This is a genomic window from Brevundimonas sp. GW821-FHT09G01 (assembly GCF_059416065.1).
Genome location: NZ_JBWKOL010000004.1, coordinates 15,540 through 38,437, shown reverse-complemented (window position 1 = coordinate 38,437; position 22,898 = coordinate 15,540). Strand labels below are relative to the sequence as shown.

At 70.0% G+C, this 22,898-nt stretch carries 15 protein-coding genes and 1 riboswitch; of the genes, 6 read left to right on the top strand and 9 right to left on the bottom strand.

From position 1 onward, the window contains the following. The first annotated feature begins 58 nt into the window (after positions 1–58). A complete protein-coding gene (locus AC07NB_RS09385) occupies positions 59–1,507 on the top strand; it encodes a S41 family peptidase (protein WP_494570672.1) in 1,449 nt (482 codons plus the stop codon). Here the strand turns inward: AC07NB_RS09385 and gltB are convergent. The 4 genes from gltB to AC07NB_RS09365 all read right to left on the bottom strand — a co-directional run bounded on the left by gltB (position 1,504) and on the right by AC07NB_RS09365 (position 9,699). After that, positions 1,504–5,985 carry a glutamate synthase large subunit gene (gene gltB, locus AC07NB_RS09380; protein WP_494570671.1) on the bottom strand — a complete coding sequence of 1,494 codons (4,482 nt, stop codon included), beginning with the start codon at positions 5,983–5,985 and terminating at the stop codon, positions 1,504–1,506. The genes AC07NB_RS09385 and gltB overlap by 4 nt on opposite strands. Then, positions 5,982–7,415: an NAD(P)-dependent oxidoreductase gene (locus AC07NB_RS09375; RefSeq protein ID WP_494570670.1), complete on the bottom strand. Its 1,434-nt coding sequence runs from the start codon at positions 7,413–7,415 to the stop codon at positions 5,982–5,984. The genes gltB and AC07NB_RS09375 overlap by 4 nt, the downstream gene beginning before the upstream one ends. 170 nt (positions 7,416–7,585) lie before the next feature. Next, positions 7,586–8,266, bottom strand: coding sequence for a TorF family putative porin (locus AC07NB_RS09370; protein WP_494570669.1), 681 nt, complete (start codon positions 8,264–8,266; stop codon positions 7,586–7,588). An 89-nt stretch (positions 8,267–8,355) separates the two neighbouring features. Further along, positions 8,356–9,699: an ammonium transporter gene (locus tag AC07NB_RS09365; protein WP_492312324.1), complete on the bottom strand. Its 1,344-nt coding sequence runs from the start codon at positions 9,697–9,699 to the stop codon at positions 8,356–8,358. 254 nt (positions 9,700–9,953) lie between these two features. Then, a riboswitch (SAM riboswitch) is annotated at positions 9,954–10,077 on the top strand. Positions 10,078–10,176: 99 nt separating this feature from the next. On the opposite strand from AC07NB_RS09365, the gene metX reads away from it, so the two are divergent. Genes metX through AC07NB_RS09350 form a run of 3 tightly spaced genes read left to right on the top strand, consistent with a single transcriptional unit; the run spans position 10,177 to position 13,582 of the window. Further along, on the top strand, positions 10,177–11,166 hold the full coding sequence (metX, locus tag AC07NB_RS09360; RefSeq protein WP_291832241.1) for a homoserine O-succinyltransferase MetX: 990 nt from the start codon (positions 10,177–10,179) through the stop codon (positions 11,164–11,166). After that, on the top strand, positions 11,163–12,353 hold the full coding sequence (gene metB, locus AC07NB_RS09355) for a cystathionine gamma-synthase (protein WP_494570668.1): 1,191 nt from the start codon (positions 11,163–11,165) through the stop codon (positions 12,351–12,353). Before metX ends, metB begins: the two co-directional genes overlap by 4 nt. Next, the gene (locus tag AC07NB_RS09350; RefSeq protein ID WP_494570667.1) at positions 12,353–13,582 is read left to right on the top strand and encodes a homoserine dehydrogenase; all 1,230 of its coding nucleotides are present in this window, start codon (positions 12,353–12,355) and stop codon (positions 13,580–13,582) included. Before metB ends, AC07NB_RS09350 begins: the two co-directional genes overlap by 1 nt. Before the next feature lie 59 nt (positions 13,583–13,641). On the opposite strand, the gene AC07NB_RS09345 is transcribed toward AC07NB_RS09350, so the two are convergent. Next, complete coding sequence (locus tag AC07NB_RS09345; RefSeq protein WP_494570666.1) at positions 13,642–16,515, bottom strand: TonB-dependent receptor; 2,874 nt, start codon at positions 16,513–16,515, stop codon at positions 13,642–13,644. 228 nt (positions 16,516–16,743) lie between these two features. Here AC07NB_RS09345 and AC07NB_RS09340 point away from each other — a divergent pair, with 228 nt between their 5' ends. Then, on the top strand, positions 16,744–18,069 hold the full coding sequence (locus AC07NB_RS09340; protein ID WP_494570665.1) for a pectate lyase family protein: 1,326 nt from the start codon (positions 16,744–16,746) through the stop codon (positions 18,067–18,069). Here AC07NB_RS09340 and kduD read toward each other — a convergent pair. Continuing rightward, entirely contained in the window at positions 18,066–18,821 is a 756-nt protein-coding gene (gene kduD, locus AC07NB_RS09335) for a 2-dehydro-3-deoxy-D-gluconate 5-dehydrogenase KduD (RefSeq protein WP_492312319.1), read from the bottom strand. The two genes, AC07NB_RS09340 and kduD, sit on opposite strands and share 4 nt — an antisense overlap. A gap of 201 nt (positions 18,822–19,022) precedes the next feature. Here kduD and AC07NB_RS09330 point away from each other — a divergent pair, with 201 nt between their 5' ends. Beyond that, entirely contained in the window at positions 19,023–19,682 is a 660-nt protein-coding gene (locus tag AC07NB_RS09330; protein WP_291835501.1) for an RpiB/LacA/LacB family sugar-phosphate isomerase, read from the top strand. A gap of 20 nt (positions 19,683–19,702) precedes the next feature. Here the strand turns inward: AC07NB_RS09330 and AC07NB_RS09325 are convergent, their stop codons facing one another. From AC07NB_RS09325 to AC07NB_RS09315, 3 genes are all read right to left on the bottom strand, one after another. Beyond that, positions 19,703–21,175 (bottom strand): serine hydrolase domain-containing protein, encoded by a 1,473-nt coding sequence (locus AC07NB_RS09325; protein ID WP_494570664.1) that lies wholly within the window; start codon positions 21,173–21,175, stop codon positions 19,703–19,705. Between the two features lie 91 nt (positions 21,176–21,266). Then, positions 21,267–22,493 carry a M56 family metallopeptidase gene (locus AC07NB_RS09320; protein WP_494570663.1) on the bottom strand — a complete coding sequence of 409 codons (1,227 nt, stop codon included), beginning with the start codon at positions 22,491–22,493 and terminating at the stop codon, positions 21,267–21,269. Beyond that, positions 22,490–22,855 carry a BlaI/MecI/CopY family transcriptional regulator gene (locus AC07NB_RS09315; protein ID WP_492312315.1) on the bottom strand — a complete coding sequence of 122 codons (366 nt, stop codon included), beginning with the start codon at positions 22,853–22,855 and terminating at the stop codon, positions 22,490–22,492. The genes AC07NB_RS09320 and AC07NB_RS09315 overlap by 4 nt, the downstream gene beginning before the upstream one ends. Positions 22,856–22,898 lie beyond the last annotated feature (43 nt).

Genomic DNA, 22,898 nt, shown 5'->3' with positions numbered 1-22,898 from the left:
TTTAACTGGACCCCGCCCGCCGCCTTTGGTCATCAATGCAAGGCGACAGGGGATCGAGATGACGAAGACGTTCGCGGCGCTGGCGACGGCGATGACGATGGCGGCCGTGCCCGCGCAGGCGCAGGACGCCGCCGCCCTGTGGCGGCAGATGGCCGAGGTCGATAGCGCGGCGGCGCTGAAACTGATCACCGAGAACCATCCGGGCGCGCAGCATGAACTCGGCGACACGGCCTTCCAGCAGCGGCTGGCGGCGGCGGACGCCCATGTACGGGAGCGGCTGCCCGAGGTGCGCAGCTTCGAGGGCTACAGCGCCGTGATGGCCGGCCTGGCTGCGGACTTCTCGGACGGACACATCTGGTCACGACCGAGCGTGGCCGCAGCGAGGTTGCGGTGGACCGGCATCCTGCTGAAGCGTGAAGGTCAGGTCTGGCGGGTGGGCTCAGTCCTGACGGAGGCCCGATTGCCGGAAGTGCAGGACGCCCGTTTGATCAGCTGCGACGGGACCGAGGCTGAAGCGTGGGCGGATGCGCGGATCAGCACCTTCGTGGCCGGATCGCCCAATGAGGCGCAGCGGGCCGAGGCCGCCGGTCGTTTGCTGACGGACGACGGCAATCCTTTCCTGAAGCGGCCGGACCAGTGCGAGTTCGAACGCGCGGACGGGTCGCGGCAGACCATCACCTTCCACTGGGGCCGAAGCCCCGTGGCCTTCATCCAGGGACGGATCGACGCGCTCGAGAAGACGGCGGACGCCGGCTATGCGCTGACGCCGTGGGCGGGCGGTTCATGGATCCGTTTGAGCGGGCTGGACAGCGATGCCGAGGCGGTCGTCACGCAGGTGCGCGAAGCCGCCCCACAACTTCGTGACGCCCCGAGCGTAGTGCTGGACCTGCGGGGCAACGGTGGAGGCGATTCCCGGTATGGCGACGCCATCGCCGCCGTCCTGTTCGGGGAAGCGCGAGTGGAGACGGCCAAGGGCAGGGCTTCGGCGTGCCAAGGCGCCTACTGGCGGGCTTCGCCCGACAACATCGCCGCCCTGAAAGTCCAGCGAGACGAGATGGCGGGGGGCAACCCGGGCACGGCGGCCCGGCTGGGCGAGGTGATCGCCGGAATGGAGGCGTCCGCCGCCGGAGGAAAGAGCTTCTGGCCCGACCTGCCCGGCTGCGCCGCGACCGCCGCCCCCGGCGACGCTCAGACCCGCGCGACGCCGGACAGGAAGGTGATCGTGGTGACCGATCGGCACTGCTTCAGCTCCTGCCTGATGACGGTCGATCTGTTCCGCCGACTGGGCGCCCTTCATGTCGGCGAGGCGACCGACTCCTCGAGCCGGTACATGGAGGTCCGGACCATCGTCCTGCCATCCGGCCTGCGCGACTTCTCCACCCTGCAGAAGGTCGCGGTCGGCCTGCCAGACTTCGGCCCCTATGCGCCCGACATCCCCTATCCCGGCCCGATGGCGGACGACGAAGCGCTGAAGACCTGGGTCGGCGGGCTGCTGACGGCCCGCTAGGCCCGCTTCGCCTTCGCCGCCGACGCCTCTTCCCTCGGCAGCACATGACGGAAGTGGGTGACCGCGACCGGCCAGGTCTCCAGCAGGCGGCGGGCCAGCGGGGAGCCGGTCTCGACGGCGTGGCGAGTGACGAGCTCATGCAGGCGCCGGCTGGCGTCGCCCATGACCGCGCCGGTCACGACCGAGACGCCGCTGAGGCGCTGGTGGGCCGTGCCTTCGGGGTCGTGGATGAAGGCCTCGCCGCCGCTCATGCCGGCGCCGAAATTCCAGCCGGTCGAGCCCAGCACGACGACGGCCCCGCCGGTCATGTATTCGCAGCCGTGGGCCCCGACGCCCTCGACCACCGCCGTGGCGCCGGAGTTGCGGACCGCGAACCGCTCGCCCGCCGCGCCCGCCGCGAACAGCCTGCCGCTGGTGGCGCCGTACAGGCAGGTGTTGCCGATGACCGCCGCCCCCGCCGCCCATGACGGGGGCCGGACGATGATCTCGGCGCCCGACAGGCCCTTGCCGACATAGTCGTTGGCCTCGCCGTCCAGGATGATGCGAAGGCCCTTCATGCCCCAGGCCGCCAACGATTGCCCGGCCGCGCCGCGCAGGTTGAGGGTCAGGTGGCCGTCGGGCAGGTCGGAGCCGTACGTCCGCACGATGTGGGACGAGATGCGGGCGCCGATGGTGCGCTGGGTGTTGGCCACCGAATAGGTCAGCTGCATCTTCTCGCGCCGCGCCAGGAAGGGCTCGGCGTCCAGCACGATGCGAGCGTCCAGCGCGTCCGGCACCGGGTTGCGCGGGGCGTCGGCGAGCATGCGCTGATCGCCCTCGCCCACCCGCACCAGCAGGGGGTTGAGGTCCAGGTCGTCCAGCTGGGCCCCGCCGCGCGACACCTGGCGCAGCAGGTCGGTGCGGCCCACCGCCTCGTCCAGAGAACGCAGGCCCAGCGAGGCCAGGATCTCGCGCGTCTCCTCGGCGATGAAGCTGAACAGTCTTACAACCTTATCGGCCGTGCCGGTGAACATGGCGCGCAGCCGTTCGTCCTGGACGCAGACCCCGACCGGGCAGGTGTTGGAATGGCACTGACGCACCATCAGGCAGCCGACGGCGATCAGCGATGCGGTGCCGATGCCGAACTCCTCGGCGCCCAGCATGGCGGCGATGACGACGTCGCGGCCGGTCTTGATGCCGCCGTCGGTGCGCAGGCGGACGTGGCCGCGCAGGCCGTTCAGGCTGAGCACCTGATGCGCCTCGGACAAGCCCAGTTCCCACGGCATGCCCGCGTGCTTGATCGAGCCCATGGCCGACGCGCCGGTGCCGCCGTTGTGGCCGGCGACCAGGATGATGTCGGCCTTGGCCTTGGCCACGCCCGCGGCCACCGCGCCGATGCCCGACGAGGCCACCAGCTTGACCGTCACCCGGGCGACTGGATTGATCTGCTTCAGGTCGTAGATGAGCTGGGCCAGGTCCTCGATCGAATAGATGTCGTGGTGTGGGGGCGGCGAGATCAGACCCACGCCCGGCGTCGAATGGCGCATGCGGGCGATGAATTCGGTGACCTTGAAGCCGGGCAGCTGGCCGCCCTCGCCGGGCTTGGCGCCCTGGGCCACCTTGATCTCGATCTCGCGGCACTGGTTCAGATATTCGGCGGTGACGCCGAAGCGGCCCGAGGCGATCTGCTTGACCGCCGAGTTCGGATTATCGCCGTTCGGGCGTGGGCGGTAGCGCTCCGGGTCCTCGCCGCCCTCGCCCGAAACCGAGCGCGCGCCGATGCGGTTCATGGCGATGTTCAGCGTCTCGTGCGCCTCGGGCGACAGGGCGCCCAGGGACATGCCGGGAGTGACGAAGCGCTTGCGGATCTCGTTGACGCTCTCAACCTCCTCGACCGGGATCGGCAGGGCCTCGCGGAAGTCCAGCAGGTCGCGCAGGGCCGTGGCGGGCAGGTCGCGGGCCCGGCGGCTGTAGGCCTTGAAGCGCTTGTAGTCGCCGCGCGTGGTGGCGTCCTGCAGGCGGTGAATCATCTCCGCGTCCCAGGCGTGGGTCTCCTCCCCTGCCCGAATGCGGTGAGCGCCGCCGATGCGCAGGCGGGCCCGGTCAGCGGAGAAGCCGCGCTGCGCCTTGGCCACCGACGACTGCTCGATACCCGCCAGACCCACGCCCGAGATGCGCGAGGTCATGCCGGGGAAGAATTCGGCCACCAGGGCGCGCGACAGGCCCAGGGCCTCGAACTCGCAGGCGCCGCGATAGGCCGAAATGACCGAGATGCCCTTCTTGGCTAGGATCTTCATCAGGCCCGCCTCGACGGCGGCCTTGTGGTTCAGGCAGGCGTCGCGCAGCGTCAGGCCGGGATAGCGCCCGCCTTCCAGCCGCTCCAGGAAGGTCTCCTGCGCCAGCCAGGCGTTGACCGCCGTGGCGCCGCAGCCGACCAGGACGGCGAAGGCGTGGGCGTCGATGGCCTCGGCCGAGCGCACGACCAGCGAGCAGAAGGTGCGCAGCCCCTCGTCGACCAGACGGCCATGCACCGCCGCCGTGGCCAGGATCATCGGGATCAGCGGCCGGTCCTCGCCCGCCCGCTCGTCGGTCAGGACGATCAGACCCGCGCCGCCCCGGGCCGCCGCCACCGCCTCGTCGCGGATGCGGTCCAGCGCGCCCTGCAGAGCCAGGCCCGCGCGGTCGTCCTCGGGCGGCGCGGCGAAGGTGCAGTCGATCACCGTGGTCGCGCCGGCGCCGACGACATCGAGCATCCGCTCGTACATGCCGTTGGTCAGGACCGGGCTGTCCAGCACGAAGACCTTCGTCTGGGTCTCGTCCTGGGCGAGGATGTTGCCCAGGTTCTTGAATCGGGTCCGCAGGCTCATCGCGCCCGCTTCGCGCAGGGAGTCGATGGGCGGGTTGGTGACCTGGGCGAAGGCCTGGCGGAAGTAGTGGGCGAAGGGCCGCGACTGTTCCGACAGCACCGCCGGCGGGGCGTCGTCGCCCATGGAGCCGACCGCCTCCTTGCCCTCACCCGCCATGGGGTCGAGCAGGGCTTCGATGTCTTCCTGGGTCCAGCCGACGGCGGCCTGGAAGCGGGTCAGGGCCTCGCCCGACAGCTTGCGCGGCTCCGGGCCGGGGCCGACCTCGGGCTCCAGCTCGACCATATTGGCCAGCCATTCGCGATAGGGATGCTGGGCCGCCAGACGGTCGATGGTCTGGGTCTCGTCGTAGAGTTCGCCCGCTTCCAGATCGACGGCGATCATGCGGCCGCCGCCGATGTGCAGGCGGCGCGCGATCCGCTCGTCCGGCACGCCGGTCATGCCCGCCTCGGAGCCGCAGATCAGCAGGCCGTCCACCGTCTCGGCCACCCGCAGGGGACGCAGGCCGTTGCGGTCCTTGCCCGCCACCACCCAGCGGCCGTCGGTGGCGCAGATCGCCGCCGGGCCGTCCCACGGCTCCATGACCGAGTTACAGTAGGCGTAGAGGGCGCGGTGATCGTCCGAGATCACGCCCTCGATCGGCGCCTCGGGGATCAGCAGGGCCTTGACCATGGGCGCGGGACGGCCGGCGCGGACCAGCACCTCGAAGACATTATCGAGCGCGGCGGAGTCGGAGCCGCCCGCCTGGATGACGGGCTTCACAGTCGCGTCGTCGGCCCCGAAGGCCTCGGCGGTCATGCGGATCTCGTGGCTGCGCATCCAGTTGGCGTTGCCGCGCAGGGTGTTGATCTCGCCGTTGTGGGCCAGCATCCGGAACGGCTGGGCCAGCCGCCATTCGGGGAAGGTGTTGGTCGAATAGCGCTGGTGGAACAGGGCGACATTGGCCTCGACCCGGGGGTCGGTCAGGTCGGGGTAGAAGTCCCCCAACGCCTCGGCCAGCATCATCCCCTTGTAGATCACTGACCGCGCCGACAGGGAGCAGACGTAGAAATGCTGCAGCCCCGCCGCCGTGGCGCGCGCCTCGATGCGGCGGCGCAGCAGGTAGAGGGCACGTTCCAGATCCTCGCCCTCCAGCCCGTCGGGGGCGCTGAGCATGATCTGTTCGATCTCGGGCCGGGTGGCGGCGGCGCGCTGGCCCAGCACTTCGGCGCGGTGCGGCACCTGACGCCAGCCGTACAGCCAGAAGCCGGCGGCCATGACCTCGCGCTCGACGATGGTGCGGGCCTGCTCCTGGGCGCCCAGATCGACGCGCGGCAGGAAGACCATGCCGACGGCGATGGGGCCGGGACGCGGCTCATGGCCGGCGTCGCGCACCTGGGCCTCGAAGAAGGCGCGCGGCAGGCCGATCAGGATGCCCGCGCCGTCGCCGGACTTGCCGTCGGCGTCCACGGCGCCCCGGTGCCAGATGGCCGACAGGGCCTTGAGCGCCAGATCGACGACCTCGCGGCGCGGCTGGCCGTCGATGGCGGCGACCAGGCCGACGCCGCAGGCGTCGCGCTCGGACGCGGGATCGTAGGCGTGGGCGTCGACCAGCTTTTGCCGATCGGCTTCATATTGAACGGGATCAAAGGTCACGCAGCAGCCCTCCGGCGCGAGGACAGCCAGGTATCGATTTCAGCGGCCGCATCCTGACCGTCGCGGACGGCCCAGACGACCAGCGAGGCGCCGCGCACGATGTCGCCGGCGGCGAACACCCCCTCCAGCGTCGTCGCCTTGGTGTGGCCCGCCGTGCGGATGGTGCGCCAGTCCGTCAGGGCCAGATCGGGTTCCTGGAACAGGGCCGGCATGTCCTCGGGCTCGAAGCCGAGCGCCTCGATCACCAGGTCGGCGGGCAGGTCGAACTCTCCGCCCGGGACCGGCTCGACCGACCAGCGGCCGTCGGCGGACTGGGCCGCCAGCGCCATGCGCTGGGCGCGCATGCCGGTGACGCCCGAGGCGCCGCCCAGCACGGCGCGGGGGGCGGCCAACCATTCGAAGACCACGCCCTCCTCCTCGGCGTTCTGGGTCTCGCGCGCGCTGCCCGGCATGTTCTCGCGGTCGCGGCGATACAGGCAGGTGACCGAGGTCGCGCCCTGACGGACGGCGGTGCGGACGCAGTCCATGGCGGTGTCGCCGCCGCCGATGACGACCACCTTCTTGCCCGCCGCGTTCAGCGGGCCGCCGTCGAAGGCGGGCACGGCGTCGCCGAAGCCTTTGCGGTTCGAGGCGATCAGATAGTCGAGCGCCGCCACCACGCCGTCGGAGCCGCAGCCCGGCGCGGTCAGCCGACGCGCCTTGTAAACGCCGGTCGCCACCAGCACCGCATCATGGGCGGCGCGCACCTCGGCGAAGGGCAGGGTCCCGCCGACATCGACGCCCAGCCGGAACTCGACGCCGCCGTCGATCAGGCGGTCCACCCGACGCCCGACGACATGCTTCTCCAGCTTGAAACCGGGGATGCCGTAGGTCAGCAGGCCGCCCGCGCGGTCGTGCCGGTCATAGACGGTGACCGCATAGCCCGCCGAGCGCAGCCGGTCCGCCGCCGCCATGCCCGCGGGGCCCGCGCCGACGATGCCGACCGACTGGCCCTTCTCCGCGCGCGGGCGGATCGGATCGACCCAGCCGTTCTCGAACGCCATGTCGCCCAGCCAACGCTCGACCGAGCCGATGGTGACCGTCTCCCAGCCCGACTGTTCCAGCGTGCAGGAGCCTTCGCACAGCCGGTCCTGCGGACAGATGCGGCCGCAGATCTCGGGCAGGGTCGAGGTGGCCTCGGACAGACGCCAGGCTTCCTCCGCGCGGCCCTCGGCGGCCAGCCTCAGCCAGTCGGGAATGTTGTTCTGCAGCGGACAGCCGGACTGGCAGAAGGGCACGCCGCACTGGGCGCAGCGTCCGGCCTGGCCCTTGCCGGCCTCGGGGGCGAAATTGGCGTAGATTTCGGCGTGATCCTGCACGCGGTCAGCGGCCGGCGTCTTGGCCGGTCCTGTCCTGGGGACGACAACGAAAGTCTGGTTCACGGACGCCAAGGCAAGCCCTCTTCGCAACTGCACAAGTTGTAGGGTCTTTGGAAAGGGCGCGCAATTTCCATCCGGAATGTGCGCGAAAGGATGAGCTTCAGGAAAAGACAAACCGGCAAGGCCTGCCAGGAAGGCAAGACCTTGCCGGTCGCGGTCGGACAGGAGGGGCGTCCGGAGGTCTAGAAGAGGAATTTGATCGTCGCGACGGCGCGATCGTCCGCCAGCGGCGTGTCGACGTCTGCGCCGTGGTAGCGGCCGTCGAGGATGATCTTGTCCGTGATGGCGTAGGCCACCCCGGCGTTCCACGTCGTGTAGTCGTCGCTCACGTCCAGCGCCTGGTAGCCGACCGCGCCGCTGACGGTCCATTTGGGCGCCGGGGTGAAGCTGGCGTTGGCCTCGACATAGGTGGCCTCCTCGTCCGCGCCGAAGAAGTCCGGCGAGAAGTAGACGGCGGCGCCCAGGGTCACCGGACCGACAGCCCGCGAGGCGGCGGCCTTGACCTCCAGATAGTCGTAGGCGTTGTCGCGGCCGGCGCCGGCGTAGAGATAGCCGATCACTCCGACGTCGACGGCGAACCCGGCCGCCTCGGTGCGATAGCCGGCGTAGACGTCGACCTCGGCGTCGGTGTCGTCGCCGAAGTCGATGTTGGAGGCCCAAGCCCCGGCGTAGAAGCCGGAGGCGAAGGTCACGTCGACGCCGCCCTGCAGCGCCGGATGCTCGTCGGACTGGCTGAAGCCGCGGAAGACATAGTCGGAGGTCACCGCCACGTTCCAGGCCACCTCGGGCGTCTGGGCCTGGGCGGCGCCGGCGGTGGCGAACAGGGCGGCCGCGACGGCCGCGCTAGCGAAGGCGAGTTTCATAGTCGTATCCCCAATGTTCTCGATGTCGGCACGCGAACGCTTACTGGCGGCCCGGCGCGGGGAGAGAGCCCGCGCCGGGGCACACGGGATCAGACGGACTCCAGCGCCTCGCCGTGGAGGTGGGTGTCCAGCCCTTCTTCTTCCGCCGCCGGGCTGACGCGCAGGCCGGTGGTGAACTTGCAGATGATCAGGACGACCAGGGTGCCCACCGCGCTGTAGGCGATGGTCCAGCCCAGGCCGATCAGCTGGGTCATGACATTGGCTCCGTCGGACAGGCTGTTGATCGCGGTGGAGGCGAACACGCCGGTCAGCAGGGCCCCGGCCAGACCGCCCGCGCCATGGATGCCGAAGGCGTCCAGGCTGTCGTCGTAGCGGAGCAGCTTCTTGATCCAGACCGAGGAGGCGTAGCAGACCGGACCGGCGATCAGGCCGATCAGGACGGCGCCCTTGGGATCCACAAAGCCGGCGGCCGGGGTGATGGCGACCAAGCCGGCGACGATGCCGGACAGCACGCCGATCAGCGACGCCTTCTTCTTCTCGATGACCTCGACGATCTTCCAGGTGATGGAGGCGGCCGCGGCGGCTAGGATGGTGTTGATCAGGGCCACGCCCGCCAGGGCGTTGGCGCCGCCCGCCGAACCGGCGTTGAAGCCGATCCAGCCGACCAGCAGCAGGGAGGCACCGATCATGGTCAGCACCGGATTGTGCGCCACGATCGGCTCCTTGCCGTAGCCCTTGCGGGCGCCGAGGAAGAGGGCGCAGACCAGACCGGCCACGCCGGAGTTGACGTGCACCACCGCGCCGCCGGCGAAGTCCAGCACCCCGGCCGAGCCGAGGAAGCCGCCGCCCCACACCCAGTGTGCGATGGGCGCATAGACCAACAGCGACCAGAGCGCCGTGAACAGCAACAGACCGGTGTACTTCAGCCGTTCGGCGAAGGCGCCGGTGACCAGGGCCGGGGTGATGATGGCGAAGGTCAGCTGGAAGGACAGGAAGACGAACTCGGGAATGCCCGGCAGCAGGCTGTGCGCCGTCTCCATGCCCACGCCGTTCAGGAAGACGGCCTCGAAGCCGCCGACGAACTGGTTGACTGTGTCGGCCGGATAGCCGCCCAGGCCGCCCGCCTTGCCGAAGGCGATGGAATAGCCGGCGATGAACCACACCAGGGTCGCGACGGCGAAGACGCCGACGGACTGGGTGATGGTCGCGATCACGTTCTTGCGGCGCACCATGCCGCCGTAGAAGAGCGCCAGACCCGGCAGGGTCATGAGCAGAACGAGGGCCGTCGAGGTGGACAGCCAGGCCGTGCCGGCGCCGTCCAGTTCCAGTGGAACCTGGTGCCCCAGTAGCGCGGGCGCCGCCTGGGCCCCCGTCGCGATCACCATGGTCAAAAGGCCGAGCCCAAGAGCCAGGCCGTTGCGAAGTCGAGTCATCTCAATCCCCCAAAAGGACGCCGTTACGCATTTGCGAACTGTTTACCGCACTTGCGAGATACGCAAGTGGGCGGAGGAAGATTCAGGGAAATTTGTTGCGTCTGTAGCGCACCTGAATCCGACATAGGCATTACTGATGCTTCAATGATGGTGATAAGGGACGAAATTACCCACGCTGCGGCCACGCTTGGTAATTCGCAGTCGCAGCAATTTTGGGGGATTGACGACAGCGGCCGCGTTCTTCACCGTAAGGACACTCATCAAGACCGGCTGAGGGATAGGCCCTTTGACGCCGGGGCAACCTACCCAGGATCCACCCGATCCTTGGAAAGGTGCCAACTCCTGCGAGGCCTCTTCGGAAGCCGCGAGAGATGAGTGAAGCGACAGGACCCTTGCGGGTCCGACGGACTTCACGGGTCTTTCATCACAGGTGTTGGTTCGCCCCATCGGTTTCGCTGAGCGGAACCGGAGCGGACAGTGGCGTCCACCGAATGGATCATCGACGAGGCTCCCGGCCGTGACGTGACGGCCGTGATTCCGGCCGACTTCCGGCTGGCCTCGGGCGAGCGTCTGGCGGCGGACACCCTGACGGGACGCCTGCACGGCCCCACGGAGGGTCCTCTGGTGGTGGTCGCCGGCGGCATCTCCAGCGGCCGCTTCGCCGCCAACTGGTGGTCGTGGGCCGTCCGTCACGGCGGCCCCATCGACCTGGACCGCGCCCGCGTGCTGGCCTTCGACCTGCTGCCCGGCAAGACGGATCCGGGCGTCACCATCACCACCGCCGATCAGGCCCGCCTGCTGGTCCTGCTGCTGGACGCGCTGGAGGAGCCGCGCATCGACGCCTTCGTCGGCGCCTCTTACGGCGGCTGCATCGGACTGGCCTTCGCGGCGGACTTCCCCGAGCGGATCGGCGAGCTGGTGGTCATCTCCGCCGCCCACCGCGCCCATCCCGCCGCCACCGCCTGGCGCGGAGTGCAACGCCGCGTGCTGGCCTTCGCCCGCGACTGCGGCCGCGAGGCGGAGGGCGTTTCACTGGCCCGCGAGCTGGCCATGACCACCTATCGCACCGCCGACGAGTTCGACTGGCGCTTCGCCGGAACGGCCCCGGCGCAGGCCGGCGGCCCCTACCCCGTCTGCGACTATCTGATCGCCCGCGGCGCCGACTACGCCGAGGCCACCAGCGCCGACCGCTGGATCTCGCTGTCGGACTCGCTGGACCGCCACGCGGTCGCGCCCGAGGCGGTGACCTGCCCCCTGACCCTGCTCGGCTTCACCAGCGACCGCCTTGTGCCGATCGAGGACCTGCGCGACCTGGCCGGCCGCGCCCCCGCCCTGCGCCGCTTCGGCGAGGCCGGCTCCATCTTCGGTCACGACGCCTTCCTGAAGGAGCGCGAGCTGGTCGGCCGCACGCTCCACGACGCCCTCTCTCCCCTGTACGCCCGCCAGCCCCGCGAGATCGCCGCATGACCTGTTCCAGTGAAGCCCACCCCTGTACGACCGCCGCCCGGCACGGCGTGAACAACGATCCGGCGCACGGGGCGGTGATGCCGCCGTTGTACCTGTCCTCGAACTACAGCTTCGACGGGCTCGATGGGAAACGGAAGTACGACTACACGCGCTCGGGCAATCCGACCCGGGACGTGCTGGGCGAGACCCTGGCGAAACTGGAAGGCGGCGCAGGCGCGGTGGTGACCGCGACGGGCATGGCCGCGGTGGACCTGGCCCTGTTCTCGCTGGAGCCCGGCGACCTGCTGCTGGCCCCGCACGACCTCTATGGCGGCACCCACCGCCTGCTGTGCGCCCGGGCGCGCCGCAACCATTTCGACGTCCAGTTCGTCGACCAGAACGACCGCGAGGCGCTGGACGCCGCCTTCGCCCTGAACCCCAAGCTGATCCTGATCGAGACGCCGTCGAACCCGCTGATGCGCGTCGTCGATGTGGCCGACATCTGCGCCCGGGCGCACGCCGTCGGCTGCAAGGCGGCGGTGGACAACACCTTCCTGTCGCCGGCCCTGCAGAACCCCATCGCCCTGGGCGCCGACCTGGTGATCCACTCGACCACCAAATACATCAACGGCCACTCCGACGTGGTCGGGGGCTGCGTGGTGGCCAAGGATCAGGCCGACTTGGAGCAGCTGACCTGGTGGGCCAACTGCCTGGGCGTCACCGGCTCGCCCTTCGACGCCTATCTGACCCTGCGCGGCGTGCGCACCCTGTTCGCCCGGGTCGAGCGTCAGCAGGCCACAGCGGGCCGCGTCGCCGAATGGCTGGAAGCCCATCCGGCGGTGAAGACCGTCAACTATCCGGGCCTGAAGAGCCATCCCGGCCACGAGATCGCCTCGCGCCAGCAGAAGGGCTTCGGCGCCATGCTGAGCTTCGAGCTGGCCGACCTGGACGCGGTGCGGACCTTCGTCGACCAGCTGGAGGTCTTCACCCTGGCGGAGTCGCTGGGCGGGGTCGAAAGCCTGATCGCCCACCCGACCCTGATGACCCACGCGGCCATGACGCCGGAAGCGCGCCTGACGGCGGGCATCACCGACGGCCTGCTGCGCCTGTCGATCGGGCTGGAGCATCCGGAAGACCTGCTGGCCGACCTGTCGGCCGCGCTGGACGCCGTCCTGGCCGCCTCTCCGCTGGAAGCCGAGGCCGCCTGATGACCGCCGCCTCCCTGCCGCTTCCCCGCCCCGCCGCCGGGGCGGACGCCGTCCCGCATGGCGCCGAGGAACCCGTCGCCCTGCTCCAGCTCGACGTCGCCGACGCGGCCGAGGCCGCCAGCGCGGTCTATCGCGAAGTGCGGCGTGGACGCCGGGTCGTGGCCGTCGCCTCGGGCGCCGCGGACGCCGCCGCCCGCCTGGCCGCCGCCCTGGACGCCATCGGCGTGACCTCGGCCCGGCCCGGTCCGGGCGAGGCGCTGCTGAACGCCCCCGTCTCCATCGTCGCGGGGCCCGAGGCCGCCGCGGCCCATGCCCGGCCCAGGCCCGAGCGTCCGCTGCGCGTGGCGCTGGCCGGCTGCGGCGTGGTCGGCGGCGGCGTGCTGGCGCGGCTGCTGGACGACGACCGCTTCACCGTGGTCGGGGTGCTGGTGCGCGATCCGAAGAAGCCGCGCGACCCGGCCGCGCCCGAAGGCCTGCTGCTGGCCGATCCCGCCGCCCTGCTGGCCCGCGAACCGGACGTGCTGGTCGAGGCCATCTCGGACGCGTCCACCGGACTGGCCCTGATCCGCGCCGCCCTGTCGCGCGGCGTCGATGTGGTCAGCGCCAACAAGCAGGCGGTGGGCGGCGACCTGCCGGCCCTGACCGCCCTGGCCGAGGCCCATGACGCGCAACTGCTCTACTCCGCCAGCGTCGGCGGCGGCTCGCCTCTGATCGAGACCGTGCGCCGGGCCCGCGCCCATGCGCCGGTAGTGCGGATCGAGGCGGTGCTGAACGGCACCTGCAACTTCATCCTGAACCGGCTGGCCGACGGGGTCGCCTTCGACGACGCCCTGGCCGGCGCGCGCGAGGCGGGCTTCGCGGAAGAGGATCCGACCGCCGATCTGAGCGGCCTGGACGCCGCCGCCAAACTGGCCATCCTGGCGCACGAGGCGCTGGACGGCGGCCTGACGCCCGAGCGGATCGCCCGCGCGACCCTGGCCGCCGATGCGGTCCTGCCGCCGGGCCGGGTGCGTCAGCTGGCGCGGCTGGACGTGCGCACCGACCGCGCCGACGTGGCCTTCGCCGCCGCCGACGGCGACGCCCTGTTCGCCGACCTGCCGGACGAGTGGAACGCCCTGCGCGTCACCACCGGCGACGGCCGCGTCTTCACCGCCCGCGGCCGCGGCGCCGGCCGCATCCCGACGACCGAGAGCGTCTGGGCCGACCTGACCGATCTGGTCGCCGGATAAAAAAGCGCCGCCGACCCGGGTGGGTCGGCGGCGGAGAGTGCGCTTCGGTTCAGGAGTGATCAGAAGCGATAGCGGGCGCCGAAGTAAAACTGTCGGCCGGTGTGGTGGTAGACGGAGGTGCTCTGGCGATCCGCGCCGTCGCCGACGTACTGATGGTTCTCCTCGTCCGTCAGGTTGAGGGCCTCCAGCGTCAGGACCAGTTCGTCGGTCAGATTGTACGAGGCCGAGGCGTCCAGGTTGAACGTCTCCATCTTGCCTTCGACATTGTTGCCGTTCCGGCCGGGCACGTTCTGGATGTAGCTGTCGCGGAAGGCGCCCGAGACCCGCGCCGAGAACGTGTCGTCCTCATAATACACGGTCGCGTTCCACGATTCCGGCGACAGGTTGATCAGGTCGGCCGTCACGAAGGTCGTGCACAGGGCGTTGTTGCAGTAGTCGATCTCGGATTCGACGTGGGTGTAGTTCAGCTGCACGCCGAGGTTTTCCAGCGGACCCGGCAGGAAGGTGAAGGGCTGCTGGTAGCTGATCTCGAAGCCCTTCAGCGGGCCGCCTTCGGTGTTCACCGCGGCGGTCAGCTGGAAGATGGTCGAGGACGAGCAGGTGCCCGTGCAGAAGCCCGGCGCGAAGGCCGACGGGTTCAGCGCGGTCAGGTCCGAATAGGCCAGGTCCTGACGCACGATCTGGATGTAGGTGTCGATGTCCTTGTAGAAATAGGCGAAGGACAGCAGGCTTTCGCGGGCGAAATACCACTCGATGCTGAAGTCGTAGGTGTTGGCCTGGAACGGCTCCAGCTTCACATTGCCGATCGAGGCCGTGTAGTTCGGTCCGGTGGCGGCCAGCGAGGTGGTCGGCACCAGATAGTTGGTTCCGGCCAGGGTGTTGCCGATCTGCGGACGGGCCATGACCGTGGCCGCGCCGAAGCGGACGATCAGGTCGTCGATCGGCTCATAGCTGATGTTCAGCGACGGCAGGGTGTTGTCGTACTGGTTCTCGCCGGTGACCAGGGTGCCGCCGCCGGTCGAGCTGTAGCCCGAGGCGTTGAGCGTGGTGCTGACCTGACGCACGCCGACGTTGCCGCGGAACGGACGGCCGAACAGGTCGGTGTCCCAGTCCGCCTGCAGATAGACCGCCAGATCGTCTTCGGTGATCGACCGGTTGCCGCCGCGCGCATTGCCGTTGGTGATGCTGGTCAGGCGGAAGTCGCCTCCCGGCACGCCCGTGTCGCAGTTGCAGTAGATGTTGAACAGGCTGGCCAGGGCGCCGAGGTTGGGACCGACCCAGCTGCTGGCCGTGCCCCCGGGGATCAGGTCGGCGCCGAAGCCGGTCAGCACATTGGTGATGTCGGCCATCGTCGTACCGGCCGGAAGCACCGGAACCACGGTCTCGTCCGCGCGGCGGAACTCGTAGGAGTCCGAGGTGTAGCTCTTCCAGTTGATGCCCGCCTTGATCGTCAACCAGTCGCTGGCGTCATAGGCGAAGTCGGCCTGGGCGGACTCGAACACGGTGTCGACGCCGTTCGGACGGATGCGGATTTCCGAGCGCGGCACCACGGCGGTCGACGGGCGCCATTCCCAGTTGGCCGGGTTGGCGACATCGAAGCCGTAGCTGATGACCGGGGCGTTGGCGTTGCCGCGGAAGTCCCAGGAGTAGTTCTGGATATTGTTCCGGTCGAGGGTGACCGTGGTCTGGATCGGGTTCTCGAAATTCGACTCCGCGCGCCCGTAGTAGAAGCGGCCGTGCAGGCGGTCGGTGAAGTCATGCTCGGCCGTCAGGCTGACCTGCAGGTAGTCGGTCGAGAGTTCGTCGTAGCGGCTCTCGGACCGGACATCGACGTTGTTGAACACGCCGTAGACCAGCATGTTGTTCTGCACGGCGGCGTCCTGGACCGTCACCTGGGGCTGGCCGCCGGCCGCGGCGTTGCGGCTGAAGGACAGGGCTTCGAGGAAGTCCTCCTGGCGGGTCGCGTCCAGCGAGGAATACAGCACGTCCAGAGACAGCACCGTGGTCTCGGCCGGGCGCCATTGCAGGGCGCCGGTGACGCCGAGGCGTTCCTGGCTGTGGGTCAGGCGGCCATAGCGCGGCAGACGCGGGATGAATACGTTGCTCTGATTGGCCAGGGCGAAGGCCGTGGCGTTCGATCCGGCGGAGGCGAAGCCGCCCGAGCTGTTGGTGCCGACGGCCGGCGCCCAGCGCACCGAGCTGAAGCCTTCTTCGAGCAGGTCGCGTTCGCTGTAAGCGAGCGAGATCAGGGCGCCGAACTCGTCATTGGCGCCGAACCGGTCGCTCAGCAGCAGGGCGATGCGCGGATTGTACTGCTCCGACAGGTCGTTGTAGCCGACCTGGGCCGACATGGCGGCGGTGAAGCCGTCGTAGTCGAACGGGCGCGTGGCCTGCAGGTCGACGGTGGCGCCCAGCGAGCCCTCTTCCGTCTCGGCCGCCGCGGTCTTGCGCACGGTGATGGAGTTGAAGAGCTCCGAGGCGAAGACGTTGAAGTCGAAGCCACGGCCCCGGTTGGCGCCGCCCGAGGAGTCGGTGCCGCCGGCGGTGGCCTGGGCCTCCATGCCGTTGATGCGGGTGCGGGTGAAGTCGGCGCCCAGGCCGCGGACGGTGATCGAACGGCCTTCGCCGGCGTCACGGTCGATGGCGACGCCCGGGACCCGCTGGATCGACTCGGCCAGGTTCAGGTCGGGGAAATCGGCGATGTCCTCGGCCATGATCACGTCGACCATGCTGGTCTCGCGACGTTTGGCGTCGAGGGCGGCGTTCAGGCTGGCGCGATACCCGGTGACGACGACTTCATCGATCTCGACGGTCTCGTCCTGCGGTGCGGGTTGCGGCGCGGTCTGCGCGGCGGCGGCGCCGACTCCCAACGACAGGGCGACGGCCAGACCGGACGCTCCGACGAACAGGCGACGACGAAGGGCACGGGTCATCCCCGGCTGGATAGCTTGCAACATATGCCTCCTCCCAATGGGCATACAGGACGCCGGAGTGACCCCGGTCTATCTGTTTTTGCGGTCCGACATCGCTGGCCGTTCCGTTTGACACCGGTGTCATATTCGTGCGGAATGCGCCCTGACACCGGTAGCAATCACGAGCCTAACCTGATGATCGGCGTTTTCGCAAGCGGCCTTCGACACAAAGCGGTCACAGGCTTCGCCGTGACGCTGTTCGCCGTGTCGCTTGGGGCACACACGGTCTCGGCCCAGGCCGGGCCCGAGCCGGTCGTCGCCTTCCCCGGCGCGGAGGGCGCGGGGCGTCTGGCCTCGGGCGGGCGCGGCGGCGCGGTGCTGCGGGTGACCAATCTGAACGACGCCGGTCCCGGCAGCCTGAGGGCCGCGGTCGAGGCGGACGGTCCGCGCACGGTCGTGTTCGATATCGGCGGGACGATCCGGCTGGAGACGCCGCTGCGCATCCGCCGGGGCCGCATCACCATCGCCGGCCAAACCGCGCCGGGCGGCGGGATCACCCTGCGCGACCAGGCGCTGATCGTGGCCGCCGACGATGTGGTGGTGCGCCACATCCGCGCGCGGCTGGGGGACGAGAGCCGCATCGAGTCGGACGCCGTCACCATCGAGCGCGGCCGCCGCATCATCCTGGACCACGTTTCGGCCTCCTGGTCGGTGGACGAGACCCTGTCGGTCGGCAGCCGCTACGACCCGCCCGAGCGCGGCGTCTACGACGTGACCGTGCAGTGGTCGCTGATCGCCGAATCGCTGAACCGGTCGGGCCACGCCAAGGGCGATCACGGCTATGGCTCGCTGGTGCGCGGCGGGCACGGCGCGCGCTTCACCTTCCATCACAATCTGTGGGCCGCCCACCGGGCGCGCATGCCCCGCCCGGGCAACTACAATCCGCCGTCCGTCGATCCCGAGGGGCCGCGCTTCGAGTTCCGCTCCAACGTCTTCTACGACTGGGGCGGGTCGCATGCGGGCTACAACGCCGACACCGAAAGCCGCTCGGCCTACGCCTTCATCGGCAACGCCTACATCCCAGGCCCGGACTCGGCCGGACGCTGGGCGTTCGAGGAATCCAATCCGCTGGCCAGGGCCTGGTTCGAGGCCAACAGCATGGACGGCGCGATCCCCGCCGACCCGTGGACGCTGGTCAAGGATTCAGGCCGGCCCGACTATCGCCTTCCCGCGCGGCCCGACTGGGCGGAGGCGGCGGCGGAGACGCCGGAGGCCGCGGCGCTGGCGGTGCTGGACCGGGCGGGCGCCGGCCGGGTGCGCGACGCCGTGGACCTGCGGATCGTCGCGGGCGTCCGCGGCCGCACGGGCAGGATCATCGACAGCCAGAGCCAGACCGGCGGCTGGCCGGAGCTGGAGGCCGGAACGCCGTGGATCGACCGCGACGGCGACGGCATGCCCGACGACTGGGAGCAGGCGCACGGGCTGGATCCGGCCGACGCCGCCGACGGCCCGGCTGATCGGAACGGCGACGGCTTCACCAATCTCGAGGACTGGCTGAACGCGTTGGCGGGCTAGCGCGCCAGCCAGCCGCCATCCACCGCCAGCACCGTGCCGTGGACATAGGCGGAGGCGTCGGACGCCAGGAAGACGGCCGCGCCGCCGAGGTCGGACGGGTCGCCCCACCGCCCCGCCGGAATGCGGGCCAGGATGTCGCGGTTGCGCGTCTCGTCCGCGCGCAGGGCCTCGGTGTTGTTGGTCGAGAAATAGCCGGGCGCGATGCCGTTGACGTTGATGCCCCTGGACGCCCATTCGCACGCCAGCAGGCGGGTCAGCCCAGCCAGACCGCTCTTGGACGCCGTATAGGACGGCACCCGGATGCCGCCCTGGAAGCTGAGCATCGAGCAGATGTTGATGATCTTGCCGCCGCGGCCGGCGTCGACCCAGGTGCGCGCCACGGCCTGGCTCAGGAAGAAGGCGGTCTTCAGATTGGTGTCGATCACCGCGTCCCAGTCGTCCTCGGTGAAGTCCAGGCTGTCGTTGCGGCGGATGATGCCGGCGTTGTTCACCAGGATGTCGACCGCGCCGACGGCGTCCACGGCCTTGGCCACCACGTCGGCGATCGGGGCGATAGTGGACAGGTCCGCCGGGATGGCGTGCAGGGCGCGGCCGGCGGCCTGCACCAGGGCGGCCGTCTCGGTCGGCGCCGAACGGCCGACGGCGACGATATCCGCCCCCGCCTGCGCCAGACCGACGGCGATGGCCTGACCCAGTCCGGTGTTGGCGCCGGTGACGAGGGCCGTGCGGCCCGAGAGGTCGAAGGGGTTCATTTCAGTGGACCTCACGAGGGGCGGACACAGCGCCGATCAGGAGGATTTCGCACGAACGCGCGCTCGTCGACATGCTTTCCCTCCCCGGCTTGTCTGATGCAGATTGAACGCATAGGTAACCGGTGTCATAATCCGATGCAAACGGGGACTGGGCTGGAGCCGACGCGCCGCTCCGCCCATTGTCTCCACCGGAGGAACGCCATGAAAATCGCCCTGATCATCGAGAACAGCCAGGCCGCCAAGAGCGAGACGGTCCATGCGGCCCTGACCGCGGTGGCCGAGCCCCTGGGCCACGAGGTGTTCCACTACGGCATGTACACGCCCGAAGATAAGGCCTCGCTGACGTACGTCATGAACGGCCTGCTGACGGGGATCCTGCTCAACTCCGGCGCCGCCGACTTCGTGGTGACCGGCTGCGGCACCGGCACGGGCTCGATGCTGGCCGCCAACGCCATGCCGGGCGTGTTCTGCGGCCTGATCATCGACCCCACCGACGCCTTCCTGTTCGGCCAGATCAACGACGGCAACGCCATCGCCATGCCCTACGCCAAGGGCTTCGGCTGGGCGGCCGAGCTGAACCTGCAGGACGTCTATCGCAAGCTGTTCGAGGGTGAGCGCGGCCTGGGCTATCCCAAGGAACGCGCCGAGATCATGCGCAAGAACCGGGGCGTCCTGAAGGACCTCAAGGCCGTCACCTGCCACGACATGCTGACCGTCCTGAAGACCGTCGATCAGGACCTGCTGAAGGCCGCCGTCGCGGGCGAGCGCTTCCAGGAATACTTCTTCGCCAACGCCACGGACGAAGGCATCCGCGCCTACATCAAGGGCCTGGTCCAAAGCCCTGCGCTCGAAACCGCCTGAGACCGGCGAAAAGTCGCGCCTCAGCGGGGCGGGCCGGCGCGCAGCTCGGCCAGATGCCGGGCCGCGCTGGTGTTGGCCGGGTCCAGCGCGACGGCGCGCGCATAGTGGTCGGCCGCGGCGCCGTCGTCGCCGTTGACCAGCAGCGCCTGGGCCAGGCTGTCATGGGCGTTGCCGCTGGCGGGATAGCGATCGGCCGCCAGGCGGAAGACCTGCAGCGCGTCGCGGGGGCGTCCCGTGCTGAGCAGGCGGTAGCCCCAGTCGTTCAGCTCGGCCTCCGGCCAGATCAGGCCCGGATGGCCCTGCTCGATCGCCGAGGCGGCGGCCATGACCTGGTCATAGCCCCCCTCCTCAAGCGCGATGCGCAGCGCCGGGACGCCGGCCAGGTCCAGATCCGGGGCGTAGATCGAGGCGATCCTGTCGATCATGTCTTCCGGATACGAACCGGTGAGATTGGTCAGGATGACCACCCCGACGCCGTCGTCCGGATAGAGGGAGACCGCGGCCCGGCCGCCGCCGGTCATGCCCACCGACCGATGGGTTCCGCGAGCCAGGACCTGCCATCCGAGTCCCCATTGGCCCTGGCTCCCGTCGTTGAAGGCGACCGGGGTCCATAGCGTCTCCAGGCTGGCCGCGCTCAGGATCTTCCCGTCCTGGATGGCGATCAGCCACCGCGCCAGGTCGCCGGCCGAGCTGTTCAGGCCCGAGGAGGCGCGGCGGAACGGCAGGAACCGTTCGGAGACGGCCGTCATGACGCCGGGGTTCGTGGCCGAGGCGGCGCGATAGCCGGCGATCATCGGCCCGCCGAGGGTCCAGCGATAGGTCGGCGCCCGGTTCGCGATAACGGAGTAGGCGTCGCCATAACGGGTGTCCGCCATGCCCGCGATGGCCAGTTGTTCCTCGGCCAGGGGCGCGTCCGGCGCCCGGCCCTCGAGCTGGTTCACCACCCGCTGGATCAAGGTGTAGTTGGTCTGGCAGTAGTTGAAGCGCTCCCCGGGCGGGAAACGGATGTCCTGGGCCAGGACCCAGGCCCAGGCCGCAGCCGCATCGGTCTCCACCGTGGGCGCGCGCAGGACGTCGGGCAGGCCGGACGTGTGGCTGAGCAGCTGGCGGATGGTGACGGCGCGCCAGGCCTCGGGCAGATCGGCCAGGTAGCGGTCGACCGGCGCCGAAAGGTCCAGCCGCCCCGCCTCGACCAGACGCATGGCGGCGACGCCGGTGAAGGCCTTGGTCACGGAGTTGATGGCGAAAACGGTGTCCGTGGACACGGGAACGCCGAACTCGATGCTGGCGGTTCCGTAATGGCGCTCAAGGACCAGCCGGCCGTCCTTGACCACCGCGACGGCGAGGCCCGGGATCTGCAGCCGCTGCATCTGCATCTGCAGATACCGATCGACCTGTTCCGTCGCATCCGCCGGTCCGGCGCCGTTCTGGGCGACCGCCGCCCCTGGAACAATCAGCGCGACTGCGATCAGCGCCTGTCGGAGGGTGCGCATCAGGCGCGAGAGTCCGGTCGGGCGGAGTCCGCCCGTCGATAGAATCTGCATGGTCGGTTGTCCTGCTGGAGACGGCCGCGAAGCGGTGTGGTCAGGGCGCGAGCGAGAAGGATGCGGGGATGGGGCGGCCGCGGGCCCGGGCGGCCTCGGCCGGATGCTCCATCCGCCACCGGCTTCTGGCCAAGCCGATCGCTCGTCGTCGGGCCAGATAGTCGGGGGAGGTCCGGTCTTCATCCACCGAGGGCGTCGGTTCCGCGGCGACGGCCCGGGCGGTGAGGCGCTGCGTCGCTGGTGTAGGCACGGGTGCGGGCGACGCACGGTGGCGAGAAGGCGGCCGGCGAGCCACCGACGGGGCGCTGTCCGGCTCAGGCGCCGGCGACGCCGCGGGGGATGGGGCGGGTTTCGGCCGGGCCGCCGCCGATACGATGGCCGCCACGCCATCGGCCCCGCTGATGCTGATCGGGGCGGTCGCCGCCAGGGCCAGGATCACGGCGGGGGCGAGGGACGCCGCCGCCCATCTCCGCGAAAGACCGGCGGGCCGGGTCAGGGCGACCAGCCTCTGCTTGATCAGGTCCGCCTTGCTCAGCGCGCAGACCGGGCTGACGCCGCCGGTTCGGGAGGCGCTCGCGATCAGCCTGCCGTAGGCTTCGGGGGATACGGGCGAGGCGGCGAGGACGTCGCGATCGCACGCCAGTTCCTGATCCAGCCGGTACAGGCGGTAGGCGTGGTGGGCCCACGGGTTGAACCAGTGGATCGACAGCGCGATCAGGGCGACGAAATTCCAGGCGATGTCATGACGGCGATGGTGGGCGCGCTCGTGGGCGAGGGCCAGCACGCGCTGATCCGGGTCGAACCGCTGACGGAAGTTCAGCGGCAGGAAGATGCGCCGCTTCCAGATCCCGGCCGCCACGGGCCCGGTCACGAAAGCGCTGGTCCGCACCGCGACGCCGTCGAGGGTCTCGTCCGGGCCGACGACCGCCGCCCCGGCGCGCTGCATGAACCGGACATAGTCGAACAGCCCCCGAACGAGATGGACCAGGGCCCCGGCCGCCCAGAGCACGACGAGCATCTGGACCAGCGCGTCAGGCCGAACGATCTGGGCCGCGACGCCTGTCGCCTCCTCCCCGAAGGCGGCCACGGCGGAACTGTGCACGCTCCAGGCCGGCACCGGCGGAAGCCCCAGGCGAACGACGGGCAGCAGCCACAGGCCATAGGCCATCCGGGGTCCCAGACGGCGCAGGACCCAAGGCCTGACCAGCAGGACGACGGCGCCGAGAACCGTCGAACCGAGCAGGGCCTGAAGCAGCCAGTCGGTCATGATTTCAACGACCGCAGCAGCGCCTCGATCTCGGCGAGGTCCCGATCGGACAGTTGATCCTGTTCCGCCAGATGGGCGACCAGCGGGGCCGCCCGACCGCCGAACAGGCGGTCGATCATCCGGCGCGACTCGGTGGCGAGAAAGGCGTCCCGGGTCAGCAGCGGCGAGTAGAGGAAGCGGCGCCCCTCGCCCTCGTGCGACACGGCGCCCTTGGCCACCAGCCGGGCCAGCAGGGTCTTGACCGTACTGGCGCTCCAGTCGCGGGATGGTTCGATCCGGTCGATGATGTCGGTCGCCGAGAGCGGGGCCTGACGCCACAGCACCTCAAGCACCGCCTGCTCGCCTTCACTGATCCGTTCCATCGGGCGACCTTCAACTACATCTGTAGACGATCTTGCATCTACG

Bases quoted from the DNA above. Each gene is read 5' to 3' on its own strand.
- AC07NB_RS09320 (WP_494570663.1), bottom strand. From the start codon at position 22,493: ATGACCGACTGGCTGCTTCAGGCCCTGCTCGGTTCGACGGTTCTCGGC.
- AC07NB_RS09330 (WP_291835501.1), top strand. From the start codon at position 19,023: ATGAAAATCGCCCTGATCATCGAGAACAGCCAGGCCGCCAAGAGCGAG.
- AC07NB_RS09315 (WP_492312315.1), bottom strand. From the start codon at position 22,855: ATGGAACGGATCAGTGAAGGCGAGCAGGCGGTGCTTGAGGTGCTGTGG.
- AC07NB_RS09385 (WP_494570672.1), top strand. From the start codon at position 59: ATGACGAAGACGTTCGCGGCGCTGGCGACGGCGATGACGATGGCGGCC.
- AC07NB_RS09345 (WP_494570666.1), bottom strand. From the start codon at position 16,515: ATGACCCGTGCCCTTCGTCGTCGCCTGTTCGTCGGAGCGTCCGGTCTG.
- AC07NB_RS09350 (WP_494570667.1), top strand. From the start codon at position 12,353: ATGACCGCCGCCTCCCTGCCGCTTCCCCGCCCCGCCGCCGGGGCGGAC.
- AC07NB_RS09370 (WP_494570669.1), bottom strand. From the start codon at position 8,266: ATGAAACTCGCCTTCGCTAGCGCGGCCGTCGCGGCCGCCCTGTTCGCC.
- kduD (WP_492312319.1), bottom strand. From the start codon at position 18,821: ATGAACCCCTTCGACCTCTCGGGCCGCACGGCCCTCGTCACCGGCGCC.
- AC07NB_RS09325 (WP_494570664.1), bottom strand. From the start codon at position 21,175: ATGCGCACCCTCCGACAGGCGCTGATCGCAGTCGCGCTGATTGTTCCA.
- metB (WP_494570668.1), top strand. From the start codon at position 11,163: ATGACCTGTTCCAGTGAAGCCCACCCCTGTACGACCGCCGCCCGGCAC.
- AC07NB_RS09365 (WP_492312324.1), bottom strand. From the start codon at position 9,699: ATGACTCGACTTCGCAACGGCCTGGCTCTTGGGCTCGGCCTTTTGACC.